This is a genomic window from Pseudomonas kulmbachensis, assembly GCF_963681935.1.
In the GTDB taxonomy this organism is placed as follows: Bacteria; Pseudomonadota; Gammaproteobacteria; order Pseudomonadales; family Pseudomonadaceae; genus Aquipseudomonas; species Aquipseudomonas kulmbachensis.
This window is the reverse complement of sequence record NZ_OY817088.1, coordinates 4039219-4054697: the sequence shown is the minus strand read 5'-3', so window position 1 is coordinate 4054697 and position 15479 is coordinate 4039219. Positions and strand designations below refer to the sequence as shown.

At 57.3% G+C, this 15479-nt stretch carries 13 protein-coding genes; 1 reads left to right on the top strand and 12 read right to left on the bottom strand.

The annotated features are described in order from the left end of the window. Positions 1-4: 4 nt before the first annotated feature. The 7 genes from gcvH to arcD (U5A05_RS18700) all read right to left on the bottom strand — a co-directional run bounded on the left by gcvH (position 5) and on the right by arcD (U5A05_RS18700) (position 7750). Positions 5-388 (bottom strand): glycine cleavage system protein GcvH, encoded by a 384-nt coding sequence (gene gcvH / locus U5A05_RS18730; protein WP_261739383.1) that lies wholly within the window; start codon positions 386-388, stop codon positions 5-7. A gap of 391 nt (positions 389-779) precedes the next feature. Then, positions 780-2288, bottom strand: coding sequence for a sigma-54-dependent transcriptional regulator (locus U5A05_RS18725; RefSeq protein ID WP_261739382.1), 1509 nt, complete (start codon positions 2286-2288; stop codon positions 780-782). 184 nt (positions 2289-2472) lie between these two features. Continuing rightward, positions 2473-2832, bottom strand: coding sequence for a DUF5064 family protein (locus U5A05_RS18720; protein ID WP_261739381.1), 360 nt, complete (start codon positions 2830-2832; stop codon positions 2473-2475). Positions 2833-2889: 57 nt separating this feature from the next. Beyond that, positions 2890-3819 (bottom strand): carbamate kinase, encoded by a 930-nt coding sequence (gene arcC / locus U5A05_RS18715; RefSeq protein ID WP_261739380.1) that lies wholly within the window; start codon positions 3817-3819, stop codon positions 2890-2892. A 124-nt stretch (positions 3820-3943) separates the two neighbouring features. Then, positions 3944-4954: an ornithine carbamoyltransferase gene (locus U5A05_RS18710; RefSeq protein WP_261739379.1), complete on the bottom strand. Its 1011-nt coding sequence runs from the start codon at positions 4952-4954 to the stop codon at positions 3944-3946. Positions 4955-5032: 78 nt separating this feature from the next. Further along, positions 5033-6289, bottom strand: coding sequence for an arginine deiminase (arcA, locus tag U5A05_RS18705; RefSeq protein ID WP_261739378.1), 1257 nt, complete (start codon positions 6287-6289; stop codon positions 5033-5035). A 33-nt stretch (positions 6290-6322) separates the two neighbouring features. Further along, positions 6323-7750 (bottom strand): arginine-ornithine antiporter, encoded by a 1428-nt coding sequence (gene arcD / locus U5A05_RS18700; RefSeq protein WP_261739377.1) that lies wholly within the window; start codon positions 7748-7750, stop codon positions 6323-6325. Positions 7751-8202: 452 nt separating this feature from the next. On the opposite strand from arcD (U5A05_RS18700), the gene arcD (U5A05_RS18695) reads away from it, so the two are divergent. After that, positions 8203-9630, top strand: a complete 1428-nt coding sequence (arcD, locus tag U5A05_RS18695; RefSeq protein ID WP_321834292.1) for an arginine-ornithine antiporter — start codon at positions 8203-8205, stop codon at positions 9628-9630. 149 nt (positions 9631-9779) lie between these two features. On the opposite strand, the gene U5A05_RS18690 is transcribed toward arcD (U5A05_RS18695), so the two are convergent. The 5 genes from U5A05_RS18690 to U5A05_RS18670 all read right to left on the bottom strand — a co-directional run bounded on the left by U5A05_RS18690 (position 9780) and on the right by U5A05_RS18670 (position 15355). Further along, positions 9780-10193, bottom strand: a complete 414-nt coding sequence (locus tag U5A05_RS18690) for a YbaN family protein (protein WP_321836533.1) — start codon at positions 10191-10193, stop codon at positions 9780-9782. Positions 10194-10250: 57 nt separating this feature from the next. Next, positions 10251-10859: a biliverdin-producing heme oxygenase gene (locus U5A05_RS18685; RefSeq protein ID WP_261739375.1), complete on the bottom strand. Its 609-nt coding sequence runs from the start codon at positions 10857-10859 to the stop codon at positions 10251-10253. 111 nt (positions 10860-10970) lie between these two features. Beyond that, positions 10971-13571, bottom strand: a complete 2601-nt coding sequence (locus tag U5A05_RS18680; protein WP_321834291.1) for a TonB-dependent receptor — start codon at positions 13569-13571, stop codon at positions 10971-10973. Between the two features lie 245 nt (positions 13572-13816). After that, positions 13817-14785 carry a FecR family protein gene (locus tag U5A05_RS18675; RefSeq protein ID WP_261739373.1) on the bottom strand — a complete coding sequence of 323 codons (969 nt, stop codon included), beginning with the start codon at positions 14783-14785 and terminating at the stop codon, positions 13817-13819. A 51-nt stretch (positions 14786-14836) separates the two neighbouring features. Next, on the bottom strand, positions 14837-15355 hold the full coding sequence (locus tag U5A05_RS18670) for an RNA polymerase sigma factor (RefSeq protein ID WP_261739372.1): 519 nt from the start codon (positions 15353-15355) through the stop codon (positions 14837-14839). Between the last annotated feature and the right edge of the window lie 124 nt (positions 15356-15479).

Sequence of the window (15479 nt, the reverse complement as noted above, 5' to 3'; positions counted from 1 at the left end):
GTTCTCAGTTGTCGTCTTGGGCTTTGATCAGGCGGTCGTAGGCGTCCTGATCGAGCAGCTTGTCGAGCGCATCGGCATCGGCGGGCTTGAAACGGAAGAACCAGCCTTCGCCCAGCGGATCTTCGTTGACCAGTTCCGGGCTGCTGTCGAGCGCGGGGTTCACTTCGAGCACTTCACCGTCCAAAGGCATGTACACGCCACTGGCAGCCTTGACCGACTCAACAGTAGCGGCTTCTGCACCCTTGTCGTAGGACTGCAACTCAGGCAACTGCACAAACACCACGTCACCCAGAGCGTTTTGCGCAAACGCGGTAATCCCCACGGTTACGCTGCCGTCGGCTTCGGCGCGCAGCCATTCGTGGTCTTCAGTAAAACGCAATTCGCTCATGGAAACTCCTCAGGGCCAGACATGTCTGGTGGTCACAGGTAAATGCTCGTGAAGACCGAGCTTATTGAGAGTTCATTGCAAAATGGCTGCCAGTTTATAAATATCCTTATTTATCAATTAGTTATGTATTTATAAGGATCAGATTTACAACTGTGCTGTAGCGAAATCGCTACAGCACAAAGGCAATAAAAAAATTCAAGAGGATCAAAGCCTTGCGTGGCTGCGGTTTAGAGGGACTGTATCGATATCGCTCCACTGGAGTGATATCGATACGGGCGAGGGGAGGGCTCTATGGGAGCGAGCCTGCTCGCGATGCCTGCGACGCGGTCTGACCGTGATTACGGGTCGATTCACGCGCGAGCAGGCTCGCTCCCACAGGGGAATGAGCGCGTCAGGCTTTACCCGGGATGCCGTATTTGCGTAGCCGGTGGGCAATGGCGGTGTGGCTGGTTTGCAGGCGGTTGGCCAGTTGGCGGGTCGAGGGGTAGCTGACGTAGAGCTTTTCCAGCAACGCCTTTTCGAAGGACTCGACGGCGTGCTCAAGGGTTTCAATCTCGCCGTCACTTTGCCGCGCAACCGAGGTGCCAGCGATGTCCAGGTCGCCAATGTCGACCAGGTTACTTTCACAAATGGCGGCAGCGCGAAAGATCACGTTCTGCAATTGGCGTACGTTACCGGGCCAGCGATTGCCCAGCAGGGCCGGGTAGGTGCCCGGCGCCAGTCGGCACACCGGGCGCTGGATCTGAGTGCAGGCCTGCTGCATGAAGGTGCGCGCCAGCAGCAAAATATCCTGGCCGCGCTCGCGCAGCGGCGGTACTTCGATATTGAGCACATTCAGTCGGTAGAACAGATCTTCGCGAAAGGTGCCCTCGTTGACCATTTTTTCCAGGTTGCGGTGAGTGGCACTGAGGATCCGCACATTGACCTTGACCTCGCGTTCGCCGCCCACCCGGCGGAAGCTGCCGTCATTGAGAAAGCGCAGCAGCTTGGCTTGCAGATAGGGGGACATTTCGGCGATTTCATCGAGGAAAACCGTACCGTGGTTGGCCAACTCCATCAGCCCCGGCTTGCCGCCACGCTGGGCACCGGTGAAGGCGCCGGGGGCATAACCGAAGAGCTCGCTTTCGGCCAGGTTTTCCGGAAGTGCAGCGCAGTTGAGGGCCAGAAACGGCGCGCCAAAGCGATCACTGATGGCATGGCAGGCGCGGGCCACCAATTCCTTGCCAGTACCGGTTTCACCCTGGATCAACAAGGGCGCGTCCAGCGCGGCCACACGCTGTGCGCGGGCTTTAAGCGTGCGAATCGCAGGCGACTCGCCGAGCAGGGCATCAAAGCCTTCGGCATGGTCGTGGTGCAACGCGGCCAGGCGCTCGCCGATACGGCTCGGTTGATACAGGGTCAGCAGGGCACCCGCATCGGTGATCGGCGTGGCATCGAGCATCAACGGATGGCCGTTGAGTGTGACTTCGCGCAATGGCAGGCGAAAGCCGTTTTCCAGCAGCACGTCGAGCAGTCCGGGGTCGGTGAACAGCTCGCCGATGCTTTCGCCGGTCGGTTCATGGCCGTACAGGGCCACCAGTGCCGGGTTGGCCAGCAGCACATGGCCTTGGCTGTCCAGCGCCAGTACCGGATCGGTCATGGCCGCGAGCAAGGCGTCGAGTTGCAAGTGGCGGCGTTGGCCGGGAAGGATGTCGACCACTGTCACCGATTGCACGCCCTTGACGCTGAACAGGGCTTCGCGCAGTTCGTCGAGTACTTGCGGGCTCAGGGTCGGGGCATCGATGTAGACGTTGGGCGGGACCATCTCCACCGCATCCAGGTTGAGGTTACGCCCGCCGAGCAGGGCCAGGACTTCCTGGGTGATGCCGACACGGTCGATAAAACTGACATGGATACGCATGGGAACAAGGAACACTTCTGGCCAGCGGGGATGGCCAGTATGCCTTGGCGGGGAGGATAGGTGAAATTCCGTGGGAGCGGGCTTGCTCGCGATGGCATCAACACGGCCTAACAGTAAAACTGCGTTGCCTGCATCGCGAGCAAGCTCGCTCCCACAAAAGCGCAGCCATCATCAAGTGGCTGAATTACTCCAGATGTTCAGGTTTGATCGGGTCGCCAGGCTTGTGGTTGAGCTGGGCCAGGACGTCGGCAAACATCTTGTCGTAGTAACCGTGCATCGCGCGGATGTCTGCGGTTTTTGGAATGCCGTGTTTCACGGCAATCTGGAATGCGTCATGGGCAAAGTTGTAAGCCAGGTCCTTGGGCAGGGTGAACGACTCTTTGAAGTCCTTCTGGTTGATCTGACCATGCATGTCGAACTGCATCGACTTGCCTTCCTTGGGATCCTGAACGACCTGGTAATCAATTTTGATGTCATACCCAAAGTCGCCCGGCTGCAGCGGTTCGCGATGGATATGCAGGTGACCGGGTTCGAACGAGGCCATAGGGGTACTCCTTGATGCTATGGGAAAAAGGGCAGACCCCGGGGCCTGCCCAGGGACTTAGAAGTAAGTGATACCCGGTTTTTCGGTGCTGACGCGAGTACCGGCCTTACCTTGAACGATTGCTTCGATATCCGCCAGTGCGCCGATTACTGCGGTCTTGCCGGTTTTACGGGCAAACTCGCAGGCAGCCTCCACTTTTGGTCCCATTGAACCGGAGGCAAAACCGAGCTTTTCCAACTCATCCGGGTGAGCCTGAGCAATGCCTTTCTGGGTTGGCTTGCCCCAGTCAATAAAGGCAGCATTCACGTCAGTGGCGATCACGAGCAGGTCGCTGCCCAGCTGTTGAGCCAGCAGTGAGGAGGCCAGGTCCTTGTCGATTACGGCTTCGATGCCGCGCAGCTTGCCGTCTTCGCCATACATGGTCGGGATCCCGCCACCGCCCGCGCAGATCACGATGGTGCCTTTTTCCAGCAGCCATTTGATCGGGCGAATTTCGAAGATGCGTTTGGGTTTCGGGCTGGCTACCACGCGGCGGAATTTGTCGCCGTCCGGTGCAATACTCCAGCCTTTTTCAGCGGCCAGGCTCTTGGCTTCGCTTTCGGTGTAGACCGGGCCAATGGGTTTGGTGGGGTTCTGAAACGCCGGGTCTTTGGGGTCGACTTCAACCTGGGTCAGCAGGGTGGCGAAAGGCGCTTCTGGTGGCAGCAGGTTGCCCAGTTCTTGCTCGATCATGTAGCCGATCATGCCTTCGGTTTCAGCACCGAGTACATCCAGCGGGTAGGGGGCTACTGCCGTATAAGCGGCAGCTTGCAGCGACAGCAGGCCGACCTGAGGACCATTGCCGTGGGCCACTACCAGCTCGTTGCCGTGGGCAATTCGAGCGATTTGGGCGGTAGCGGTCTGGATATTTTCGCGCTGGTTCTCGGCGGTCATGGGCTGGCCGCGACGCAAGAGGGCGTTACCGCCCAGTGCAACGACGATACGCATACAGGATGTCCTTTTAGAAGTGTGAGAGCGCCTTGTGTGGGAGCGAGCCTGCTCGCGAAGCTCGTTCGCGAGCGGGCTCGCTCCCACAGTAGATGTGTGTTTACACATCTACTGTGGGCCAGGCTTAGATATCAGCCAGCGCCGCTACCAGGATCGCCTTGATGGTATGCATGCGGTTTTCGGCTTGCTCGAAGGCGATGTTGACCGGGGACTCAAACACTTCTTCGGTCACTTCAATGCCGTTTTTCAGGTTTGGATGGTGCTCGGCCACATCCTTGCCAACCTTGGTTTCACAGTTGTGGAACGCTGGCAGGCAGTGCATGAACTTCACGCGTGGGTTTTCTGCCGCTTTGATCATGTCGCTGTTGACCTGGTAAGGCAGCAGCAGCTTGATACGGTCGTTCCAGGCTTCAACCGGCTCGCCCATCGATACCCAGACGTCGGTGTGGATAAAGTCCACGCCTTTGACCGCAGCTTTCGGGTCTTCGGTCAGGGTGATTTTGGCACCGCTTTCCTTGGCGAATTCCTGGCACTGTTTGACGAACGACTCTTCCGGCCACAGGCTTTTTGGTGCGGCGATACGCACGTCCATGCCCAGCTTGGCGCCAATCAGCAGCAACGAGTTACCCATGTTGTTGCGGGCATCGCCCAGGTACGCGTAGCTGATGTTGTGCAGCGGCTTGTCGCTGTGTTCGCGCATGGTCAGCACGTCGGCGATCATTTGCGTCGGGTGGAACTCAGCGGTCAGGCCGTTGAATACCGGTACGCCAGCGTACTTGGCCAGTTCTTCCACAATGGCTTGTTCAAAGCCACGGTATTCGATGGCATCAAACATGCGGCCCAGCACGCGGGCGGTGTCTTTCATGCTTTCTTTGTGGCCGATTTGCGAGGAAACCGGATCGATGTACGTCACGTGTGCGCCCTGGTCGTGGGCTGCAACTTCGAATGCGCAACGGGTACGGGTCGACGTTTTTTCGAAAATCAGCGCAATGTTTTTGCCTTTCAAGTGCGGCTCTTCAGTACCGGTGTACTTGGCGCGCTTGAGATCGCGAGACAGATCGAGCAGGTAGTGCAACTCACGTGGCGTGTGGTGCATCAGGCTCAGAAGGCTGCGGTTTTTCATGTTAAAAGCCATGGTGATCTCCTTGGTTTTGGGTTAACCGGCTTGCACTGGCCCCTCGTAGGGGCCCGCGCAAGCAATCAAATGGGGTGATTAATAGTCGATTGGGTCGCGAATGATCGGGCAGGTCATGCAGTGGCCACCGCCACGGCCGCGTCCCAGTTCGGAGGCGCTGATGGTGATGACTTCAACGCCAGCCTTGCGCAGCAGGGTGTTGGTGTAAGTGTTGCGGTCGTAGCCAATGACCACGCCAGGTTCCAGCGCCACCACGTTGTTGCCGTCGTCCCACTGCTCGCGTTCTGCGGCGAAAGAGTTGCCGCCGGTTTCGACGACGCGCAGTTTTTTCAGACCCAGGGCGTGGGCCACGACTTCGAGGAAGCTGCCTTCTTCGCGTCGTACATCGATGCCGCCTTGTTTCTTGTCATCCGGATACAGGGAGAAGGCAACGATCTGCTTCACCACTTCAGGGAAGATGGTGACCAGGTCGCGGTCGCAGAAGCTGAATACGGTGTCCAGGTGCATCGCGGCGCGTGAGCGCGGCATGCCGGCCACGATGATGCGTTCTACCGCTTTGTTCTTGAACAGGTTCAGCGCCAGTTGGCCGATGGCCTGACGCGAGGTGCGCTCGCCCATACCGATCAGTACCACGCCGTTGCCGACGGGCATCACGTCGCCGCCTTCAAGGCTGGCGTTGCCGTGGTCGACTGTCGGGTCGCCGTACCAGATCTGGAATTCGGCGTTGGTGAACTCGGGGTGGAACTTGTAGATCGCCGTGGTCAGCAGGGTTTCCTGACGACGCGCTGGCCAGTACATCGGGTTCAGCGTCACGCCACCGTAGATCCAGCAGGTGGTGTCACGGGTGAACTGAGTGTTGGGCAGCGGTGGCAGGATAAAGCTGGTGTGGCCGAGGAAATCGCGGAACATCTGAATGGTCTTGCCACCAAAGCTGTCTGGCAGGTCGTCTGCCGACACGCCGCCGATCAGGTATTCGGCCGCCTGGCGTGGCTCAAGGCTCTTGATCCAGGATTTGACTTCGTTGACCAGGCCCACACCCACCTGATTGGGGGTCACTTTGTGGTCCAGGATCCAGTCCAGGGCTTCTGGCATGGCGACGATATCGGTCAGCAGGTTATGCATTTCCAGTACATCAATACCGCGATCGCGCATCTTGGTGACGAAGTCGAAGTGATCGCGTTTGGCCTGGTTGACCCACAGCACGTCATCGAACAGCAGCTCATCGCAGTTGCTTGGGGTCAGGCGCTGGTGAGCCAGGCCTGGGGAACACACCATAACCTTATGCAGCTTACCGGCTTCGGAATGCACGCCGAACTTCACTTTTTCCGTGGTCATTACAGTCATCCTCCAAAGTACACAAACAGGTTGTTACAGGGTCAGGAAGCCGTCGTAGAGACCATAGGCAGCCACCAGGGCACCGATCACTACTGCGGCAAAAATTACTTTCTCGATGTTGGTGAAAACAGGTTGGCCACTTTCACGCTTGGCCTTGGCGAACAGAATGGCGCCAGGTGCGTACAGCAGGGCCGACAGCAGCAGGTACTTGAGGCCGCCGGCATAGATCAGCCAGATGGCGTAGATCAGCGCGATACCACCGATGATCAAGTCTTTCTTGCGTTCTGCCAGGGCGTTCTCGTAAGTCTCGGCACGCACCGCCAGCAGGAAGCCGTAGGCCGCAGACCAGAGGTAAGGCACCAGAATCATCGAGGTCGCGAGGTAGATCAGCGACAGATAGGTACTGGCCGAGAACAGGGTGATGATCAGGAACAGTTGCACCATGGCGTTGGTGAGCCACAGGGCGTTGACCGGAACATGGTTGGCGTTTTCCTTTTTCAGGAAGGCCGGCATGGTGTGGTCCTTGGCCGCCGCGAACATGATTTCGGCGCACAGCAGTACCCAGGACAACAGGGCACCCAGCAGCGAGATGATCAAGCCGACGCTGATCAGCACCGCACCCCAGTGACCGACCACATGCTCAAGCACGGCCGCCATCGACGGGTTCTGCAGTTTGGCCAGTTCAGGCTGAGTCATGATGCCCAGCGACAGCACGTTCACCAGTACCAGCAACAGCAGCACGGTGATAAAACCGATCACGGTAGCTCGACCCACGTCCGAACGTTTCTCGGCACGGGAAGAGAAGATGCTTGCGCCTTCGATACCGATGAACACCCATACGGTGACCAGCATCATGTTGCGCACCTGGTCCATCACGCTGCCCAGATCCGGGTTTTTCACGCCCCAGATGTCGCTGGTAAAGATGTCCAGCTTGAACGCGAAGATGGCAATCAGGATAAACAGCACCAGCGGTACGACCTTGGCAACGGTGGTCACCAGGTTGATGAACGCTGCTTCCTTGATCCCGCGCAGTACCAGAAAATGCACAGCCCACAGCAGGATTGAGGCACCGATGATGGCCGCAGGGGTGTTGCCTTCACCGAAGATCGGGAAGAAGTAACCCAAGGTGCTGAACAGCAACACGAAGTAGCCGACGTTACCCAGCCAGGCGCTGATCCAGTAACCCCAAGCGGATGAGAAACCCATGTAATCGCCGAAGCCGGCCTTGGCGTAGGCATAGACGCCGCCGTCGAGGTCAGGTTTGCGGTTGGCGAGGGTTTGGAACACAAAAGCGAGGGTTAACATACCGACTGCGGTGATTGCCCAACCGATCAGGATTGCACCCACATCGGCACTGGCGGCCATGTTTTGCGGCAATGAAAAAATGCCACCGCCAATCATTGAACCAACTACTAGAGCAACCAGCGCACCCAGTCGCAGTTTTCCAGGAGTATCAGACATTTGTAGTAACTCCAATCCAGGAGAAGTGAGGCTTCAAAGTAAGTCCATTGGTATTCGAGCCGTTTGACATAGATCAGGGCATTACTACATTCCATTGTTGATAGAGCGGGGAAGGTCGCGATGACGTATTTTTATGACGCTTCCTGAAAGCCTTACTCCAGACATGTTTTCAGGTATTAATACGTTCGTCGACCGGAGGGTCGTGGGGATTGAAGCTAGCCAGTATTTTCAGATATGCAAATTTCATTGCCATGTTTCATGAACCTGTCGACGAAATTAAATCGTCATCTATATGTGAACAGTTTTTTAGGTTTCAATAGAAAGGTTCGCAATTAAGAATGGCCGGCTTATTGCGCAACCCTATTAAACGTTCGGTTAGTTCATATATTTAGTCGGTGAGTGGCTGTAGCTTTATAGCCCTGAGTTTTAAATCAACAGCAGCAGAGGTGGCGATGTCGCAACAGACACAGAAGCTCCGGCTAAACGCCCTGATCGCGTTGGTGGTTGGCTCGATGATTGGCGGCGGGATTTTTTCGCTGCCACAAAATATCGCCGAGCGTGCAGCGGGCGGTGCAGTGTTGATCGGCTGGGCGATCACTGCGGTGGGCATGCTGGCGCTGGCCTTTGTGTTTCAGACCCTTGCCAATCGCAAGCCGGAACTCGACTCCGGGGTGTATGCCTACGCCAAGGCCGGTTTCGGCGATTACATGGGTTTTTCGTCCGCCTGGGGTTACTGGATCAGCGCCTGGATGGGCAACGTCGGCTACTTCGTGTTGCTGTTCAGTACCCTGGGCTATTTTTTCCCGATGTTCGGGCAAGGCAACACGCCGATTGCCATCGGTTGTGCGTCGCTGCTGTTGTGGGGTGTGCACTTTTTGGTGCTGCGCGGGATCAAGGAGGCAGCGTTCATCAACCAGCTGACCACCGTCGCCAAAATCGTGCCGATCGTGATGTTTATCGTGTTGGCTGGTGTGGCATTTAAAGCGGATATTTTTACCCGGGATTTTTGGGGGGCCGAGACCCCGAGCCTGGGCAGTGTGATGGACCAGGTGCGCAACATGATGCTGGTCACGGTGTTTGTGTTTATTGGCATCGAAGGCGCCAGTGTGTACTCGGGGCGGGCCGAAAGACGTTCGGATGTGGGCAAGGCCACCGTCATCGGTTTTCTCGGCGTGCTGGCGTTGCTGGTGCTGGTCAACGTGCTGTCGCTGGGCATCATGAGCCAACCGGAGCTGGCGAAGCTGCAGAATCCGTCGATGGCCGGTGTACTCAAGCATGTGGTGGGGGAGTGGGGGGCGATTCTAATCAGTATCGGCTTGGCGATTTCGTTGCTGGGGGCGCTGTTGTCGTGGGCGTTGCTGTGTGCAGAAATTCTGTATGCCACGGCAAGGGATAAAACCATGCCGGCGTTTTTGAAAAAGGAAAACGCCAACCATGTACCGGTCAACGCCTTGTGGCTGACCAACTCGATGATCCAGATTTTTTTGATTATCACCCTGGTGTCTGCCGGCACCTATACCAGCCTGATCTACCTGGCCTCGTCGATGATTCTGGTGCCTTACCTGTGGTCGGCCGCCTATGCGGTGCTGTTGTGCATAAGGGGCGAGACTTACGAGCGGGCGGGTCGTCGGCGCATCAAGGACCTGGCGGTGGGGGCTGTCGCGCTGATCTATGCGATGTGGTTGCTGTATGCGGCGGGCCCCAAGTATCTGTTGCTGTCGGCGTTGCTGTATGCCCCGGGGATTTTCTTTTTTGCCAAGGCCAAGCGTGAACAGAATGAACCTCTGTTCAAAACATGGGAGAAGGTGATTTTTGCGGCGGTGCTGATGACTGCACTGGGGGCGGCGTATGCGCTCTATGGCGGTTTTATAAGCTTGTGATTATTTTGTAGCAGCTGCCGAGCCTGCGAGGCTGCGTCCGGCGGCGAAGCCGTCGTAAAGTCAGGCAATTTGGTTGTGTCAGGTAAAAATGGGATTCATGTTTTACGACGACTACGTCGTCTTACGCAGCCTCGTTCCTGCGGCAGCGGCTACAGGTGTTTTGCAGTTGCAACAGGTAAGCGCTCCGGCCGTGACCAGATCCACAGGTTGCCCATGCTCATGCCGGCAATGGCGAGGAAGACCGGCCATTGGTGGTCGAGCACATACAGCATCAACCCTGCACACAGCAGCATGCTGATGGTGGCGCTGACCTTGGCCTTGCGCTGGATGATTTTGCCGTTGCGCCAGTTAGTCAGGATCGGGCCAAACAAACGGTGATTTTCGAGCCAGGCACTCAGGCGCGGGGAGCTTTTGGTCGCGGCCCAGGCAGCGAGCAAAATGAATTCGGTAGTTGGCAGGCCAGGAATCACAATGGCGATCAGGCCAATGGCAAGGCTCACGTAGGCCAGCAAGCCGAACAGAATGCGAGTGATTTTCGACGAGGATTGGCTTTGGCGGGTCATAAGCTCAAGACGCATAAAAGGACTCCCGGTCAGCCAGCGCTGACCGGGCCTGTCAGCTTAAGCCAGTTCTGGCTGAGCAGCGTAGGCGTGTTCCAGTAATACGGTGAAACGCTCAAAAGCCGCTACTGCACCTTTGTCCAGATCGGTTTCTTCTTCAGCGGTCAGTTTCAGACCGTCAAGGGTCTTGATAAAGCTTTTCCAGCCTTCGGCACGGCCACCAGCAGGCTCGCCCAAGTGGCGGGCACCAAAGGTGTCGCTCAGGCCCAGGCCCACGGCACGCTTGATCAAGAACGCAGCGCCTAACTTGGAGCCTTCGGAAACGAAGATCCAGCCCAGTGCTTCGGCCTTGCTTGGCGAGTTGACCGCACCGGCAACCGGGGCCGGCACTTCGGTGTTGAGGTCAGCCAGGTCGGCCTTGGCTTGCTCGGCGCGGCAGCGCTCTGGCAAGTCGGGCACGATCTCTTTCAGGGCCGGGTCGGTATACAGCGTCTTGAGTTCCGACTGGAACAGGTACTGGGCCACGACAAAGCGGGCGAAATTGGCCACTTCTTCAAACGGCTTGTGCGCCTTGACCAGTGTGTCGAGCTTTTGATGCGGCTCGTTGGTGATCTGGTTCAGACGTTGCGAACGCAAGGCAGGACGTGCTGCGGATTCAGGAGCGGTCATGAATATATCCTTGAGAATGAGATGCGCTTTGTAACTAGACGATCAGGAAGACGCATCACAGTAAAAAATCCTCACTGCGCAGAGCAAAAGCCTGCGCGGTGAGCTTTGAGGTCAGATATCCCAGACCAGATTGATTGCGAAGTTGCGGCCTGGAGCGGTCAAGCGCTCCATATTGGCCGGGTTCAGCACACCGGCTTCCCCCACGCTGTCGTAGCCGCGCACGTCATCCCAGTTCCAGTATTTTTTGTCGGTCAGGTTGTACAGGCCAGCGTTGACGGTGACGTCCTTGGTGACCTTGTAGAAACCGGTCAGGTCGAGCACGCCATAGCCCGGCGACTTGAATTGGGTGCTGGTGCCATCCGGGGCGAAGAAGCTGGTGTCGTCTACCTGATCCTTGTTCTTGACCAGGGTCCAGCTCACCAGACCGCCGTAGTTTTGCTGCTCGTAGCCCAGGCCCATGACGGCGGTCAGCGGGTTGACGCTGTTGATTGGCTGGCCGGTGTCGTCATTGCGGCCGTGGGCATAGGCCACCGAGCCACGGGTGTACAGGCCTTGAGGCGCGCCGAAGGCGTCCAGATTCAAGCGACCTTTCACTTCTGCACCCTTGATGGTGGCGTGCTTGATATTGTTGGCCCGGAACTTGAGGTCGTCATAGCCAGGAGTGATGGCGTCTTCATTGATGAAGTCGCGGTACTTGTTATAGAAAACCGCAACGTCGAATGATCCAGCGTCAAAGTTGCCGCGCAAGCCGGTCTCGTAGCTTTTGCTTTTTTCCGGTTCCAGGTCCGGGTTTGGCTCTACCGAGTAGCCTGCCTGAAGGTTATCAAAGCGGCCATACAGTGATTTGGCGGTCGGTGTACGGAAGCCTTCGGCATATTGGCCGTACCAGGTGTAGTTGTCGTTGAACGCATAGGTCACGCCTAGCTTGGGCGACAGGCGATGCCAGACCTTTTCCTTGTCGCTGACCGTGTCCAGATTTTCAGGGTTAACGGTGTTCAGGAACTCTTGAGTGATGTGCGGCGTCAGCTTGGTGTAGTCGTAACGCAGGCCCGGCATAAAGGTCCAGTCGTTCCAGCTGATCTGATCCTGGGCGAACAGGCTATAGGTGTTGATGGTCGGGTCCGGGAAATCGCTGGATTTGACCAGATAGTCTTTTGAACTGTCGGCACCGACGGACGGGCACCCTGTACCCACTGCCAGGCAAGTACCCGAGCCGCTGCGCGAGCCGGTGACTTTTTGGTGCTTGATGGTGGCGCCGTAGGTCAGCAAGTGATCGGTGTCACCAATATTGAAGGCTTTGTCCGCCTGGGCATCGAGTACCCAAGTCTTTTCTTCGTAGGTGGTGTTACGCGAGCGCATTACATTGCGGGAGAACGGGACGTAGTAGTCCTCCAGGGTCTTTTGGTCAGTCTTGGCGATCTGATAGTTCAGGCTCCACTTGAAGTGGTCGGCCAGCAGGGTGTCGAGCACCATGCTGTTTTCAAGGCCAAAACGCTCACGGCTGATGGTGTCTTTACCGTCACGGGAGCGGTACATGTTTTGGCCTACACCTTTGCCGAACGGACCGCCGACCGCACTTTTCTCATTAATGTCGAGACGGTCCTTGTACTTCTCATAAGTGAAGCCAAGACGATCATCATCGTTGTAGTTCCAGCCTGCCTTGGCCAGTACGTTGGTGGTTTTCACGTCTTCGGGGTTGGCCGCAGTGCGGGACAGACCGGTGCCGCCGTGATCGCCATAGGATTCGGTTTCGTGACCCTCACGCTGGCTCAGGTGCAGCAGGCCGTCGAATTCGCCGGAGCGCCCGGCCACGGTGCCTGATTTCAGCCAACTGCGATCGGCCGAGCTGTAACCTGTTTTAAGGCGGGCACCGACATCCTGGCCTGGCTTGATAATGTCATCCGGGTCCAGGGTGAAGTAGCTGACGGCGCCGCCGATGGCGTTGCTGCCGTACAGCACTGACGCCGGACCACGCAGGATTTCGACGCGCTTGATGACTTCCGGGTCGACATAGTTGCGCTGGGTCTTGGCGTAAGGGCCGTTGAAGAACGAGTTGGGGATTTCTACGCCATCGACCTGGGTCAGAATCCGGTCGCCATCGATGCCGCGGATGTTGTAGTTACTGATACCACCACGCTGACCGGCACCACCTACCGAAACACCCGACTCATACCGCACCAGGTCTTTGATGGTATTGACGTTATTGCGGTCCATATCCTGGCGGTCATGGACGCTGACGGTGCTGGGCACCGAGTTTACATCCTGCTCCTGGCGGGTGGCGCTAATGGTCACTTGTTGCAGGGCCAGGGTGCCGGTGGTGCCACTGCGCTTTTCCAGCACGATATTGTTGTTGCTCAGTTTGCGGTAGCCCAGGTTGGTACCGATCAGCAAACGCTCCAGAGCTTTTTCCGGGGACAGCGAGCCGCGTACGCCGGGTGAAGAAACGTTCTGCGCCAGCTCAGCCGGCAGGCCGACCTGCCAGCCGGTGACTGTACTGAAATCGTTCAGGGCAGAGGCCAGTGGCTGTTGCGTGATTGCAAACTTGTAGTTACCCACGGAACGCGTAGCCGGCTGCTCATCGGTTGCCGCCAGGACTGGAGCCGCCTGTACGCCAGCCAAAATTATGGCAGCGGTCAACAACGACAATGTGCATTGCTGCAAACCGCCTGTGCGGACGTTGGATGAGGGCCGGCTGTTGAAACGAGTGGGCATTGATAGCGCTCCGAGGTGAACGAATCTTATAGTTGCGAAGCTGATTCAAAATGCGAATCAGTTGCATTGACTACAACGAGACGAATGACCTACGGCTATCGAGTAAAAAAACCTACATTTAATTGTGATGCTAGTTACTCAAGGTCCCTGTGACCTCAACTGTGGGAGCGAGACTGCTCGCGAAAGCGCGCTATCGTTTGCGACCTTCGCGAGCAGGCTCGCTCCCACAGAAGCATCTCAAACATTTAATTGAGAATGACCAGCGCCGGGAATTCCGAGATGTTGCTGGAAGTGATGTGAGCCAGCGAGCGCAGGATGTCCAGCGGCTGATCGAGCCGGTAGTTACCGGTCACGGCGACGCTGGCCAGTTTGTCGTTGTTGTTGACGATCCAGCCGGGGTAGTAGCGCCGTACTTCGTCCAGCACTTTGCCCATGGGGCAGTTCTCAAACACCAGGCGTCCTTGAACCCAGGCCAGGTCGGTCTGGGGGTTAAGTTTGGCGGTCTTGCTGAAACCGTTGGGGCCAATGCTGACGCTGTTGCCGGCAGACAGGCGCATTTGCGTACCGGCACTGCTCACCCGCAAGTCCACATCGCCGCGCTGCACTCGTACTTGGGCTTCGCCATTGAGGTAACTCACGGCGAAGTCGGTGTCGCGCACACTCACGCGTACGGGGCCGGCATCGAGCACCAGCGGGAATTCCAGATTGGCCGGGATCTCAAAATACGCCTCACCCTGGTACAGGCGAGCGCTGCCTTGGGCGTTGACCACCTTGCTGGAGAACGCGGAATTGGTGTTAAGCAGTACTTTGGAGCCATCTTCGAGTTGCAGACGCTGGCGCTCGCCGATCACGGTCAAATGATCGGCTTGCAGGCGCAAGGGCACATTGCTGTAACTGCCCACGCTGATAATTACCACCGCTGCGGTTGCCAAGTGTTTCCAATGCCGCCCGATGCGTCGCAGCAGGCTGGGTGTGCGATGGGTCTGCAGGGTTTGCGCGGCGGCCAGCACCGGCTCTCCATTCCATATCGCGTTGGCCCTGGCAAAGGCCCGGGCATGGGCCGGGTCGGCATTCAGCCAGTTTTCGAAGGCGGTTTGCTGTTCGTCGCTCGCACACTCAAGGGTAATCAGCCAGTCCAGTGCCTGATCCATGGCGCTGTCTTGCAGCACGTCTTGCGCCAGTTCAGGCACGGCAGATTTGTGAGTGTCCGTCACGGATGTTCCTTGGCAGTTTCAGAGCGTTCTTACAGGCATCACCGCTTAAGGTTAAGGGCGTTCAAGTCTGTCGGCTACCCCGATGCAGATTGCCATGATCAATTTGAGTTCCTTTTGAACGGTGCTCAGTGACACGTCAAGTTCTTCGGCAATTTCTTGATAACTGCAGCCATGCAGGCGGCTGAGGATGAAAATCCGTTGTTGACGCGCACTTAGCTGGCTCAGGCTCACACTCAAACGCTCCAGTAGTTGCGCGGCTTGATGGGCTTCTTCCGGGGTGCTGTGGGTGGAGGCGACGCCTTCGATGACTTCCAGTGGCACATCTTCGACCACGGTGCGTGACTGAATACGGCGGGCGCGCAGGTGATCAAGCGCCAGGTTGCGTGCGGTCTGGAAGACAAAGGGTTCAAGGTGCTCGACGGAGCGCTCGCTCAAGGCCCGGGTTACGCGCAAGTAGGTCTCTTGCAGCAGGTCCTCGGCGGTGCTGTGGTTGTTGACCATCCGCTCCAGAGTGCGCAGCAAGGTTACCCGTTGGGTAAGGAAGACTTGATTGAAGTGGGACTGGCTCACTGTGCTACCCGACCGATTTTGAGCGAATGATAATGCTTATCATCCGTGCTGTTGGTCAAGTGATGTTTTAAAAAGGTGTAATTATCCTGTAGCAACTGCCGAAGGCTGCGTTCGGTTGCGAAGC

What these genes read in the sequence shown, in the direction of transcription:
- gcvH (WP_261739383.1), bottom strand. Translation starts at nt 388, where the DNA reads ATGAGCGAATTGCGTTTTACTGAAGACCACGAATGGCTGCGCGCCGAA.
- U5A05_RS18725 (WP_261739382.1), bottom strand. Translation starts at nt 2,288, where the DNA reads ATGCGTATCCATGTCAGTTTTATCGACCGTGTCGGCATCACCCAGGAA.
- U5A05_RS18720 (WP_261739381.1), bottom strand. Translation starts at nt 2,832, where the DNA reads ATGGCCTCGTTCGAACCCGGTCACCTGCATATCCATCGCGAACCGCTG.
- arcC (WP_261739380.1), bottom strand. Translation starts at nt 3,819, where the DNA reads ATGCGTATCGTCGTTGCACTGGGCGGTAACGCCCTCTTGCGTCGCGGC.
- U5A05_RS18710 (WP_261739379.1), bottom strand. Translation starts at nt 4,954, where the DNA reads ATGGCTTTTAACATGAAAAACCGCAGCCTTCTGAGCCTGATGCACCAC.
- arcA (WP_261739378.1), bottom strand. Translation starts at nt 6,289, where the DNA reads ATGACCACGGAAAAAGTGAAGTTCGGCGTGCATTCCGAAGCCGGTAAG.
- arcD (WP_261739377.1), bottom strand. Translation starts at nt 7,750, where the DNA reads ATGTCTGATACTCCTGGAAAACTGCGACTGGGTGCGCTGGTTGCTCTA.
- arcD (WP_321834292.1), top strand. Translation starts at nt 8,203, where the DNA reads ATGTCGCAACAGACACAGAAGCTCCGGCTAAACGCCCTGATCGCGTTG.
- U5A05_RS18690 (WP_321836533.1), bottom strand. Translation starts at nt 10,193, where the DNA reads ATGACCCGCCAAAGCCAATCCTCGTCGAAAATCACTCGCATTCTGTTC.
- U5A05_RS18685 (WP_261739375.1), bottom strand. Translation starts at nt 10,859, where the DNA reads ATGACCGCTCCTGAATCCGCAGCACGTCCTGCCTTGCGTTCGCAACGT.
- U5A05_RS18680 (WP_321834291.1), bottom strand. Translation starts at nt 13,571, where the DNA reads ATGCCCACTCGTTTCAACAGCCGGCCCTCATCCAACGTCCGCACAGGC.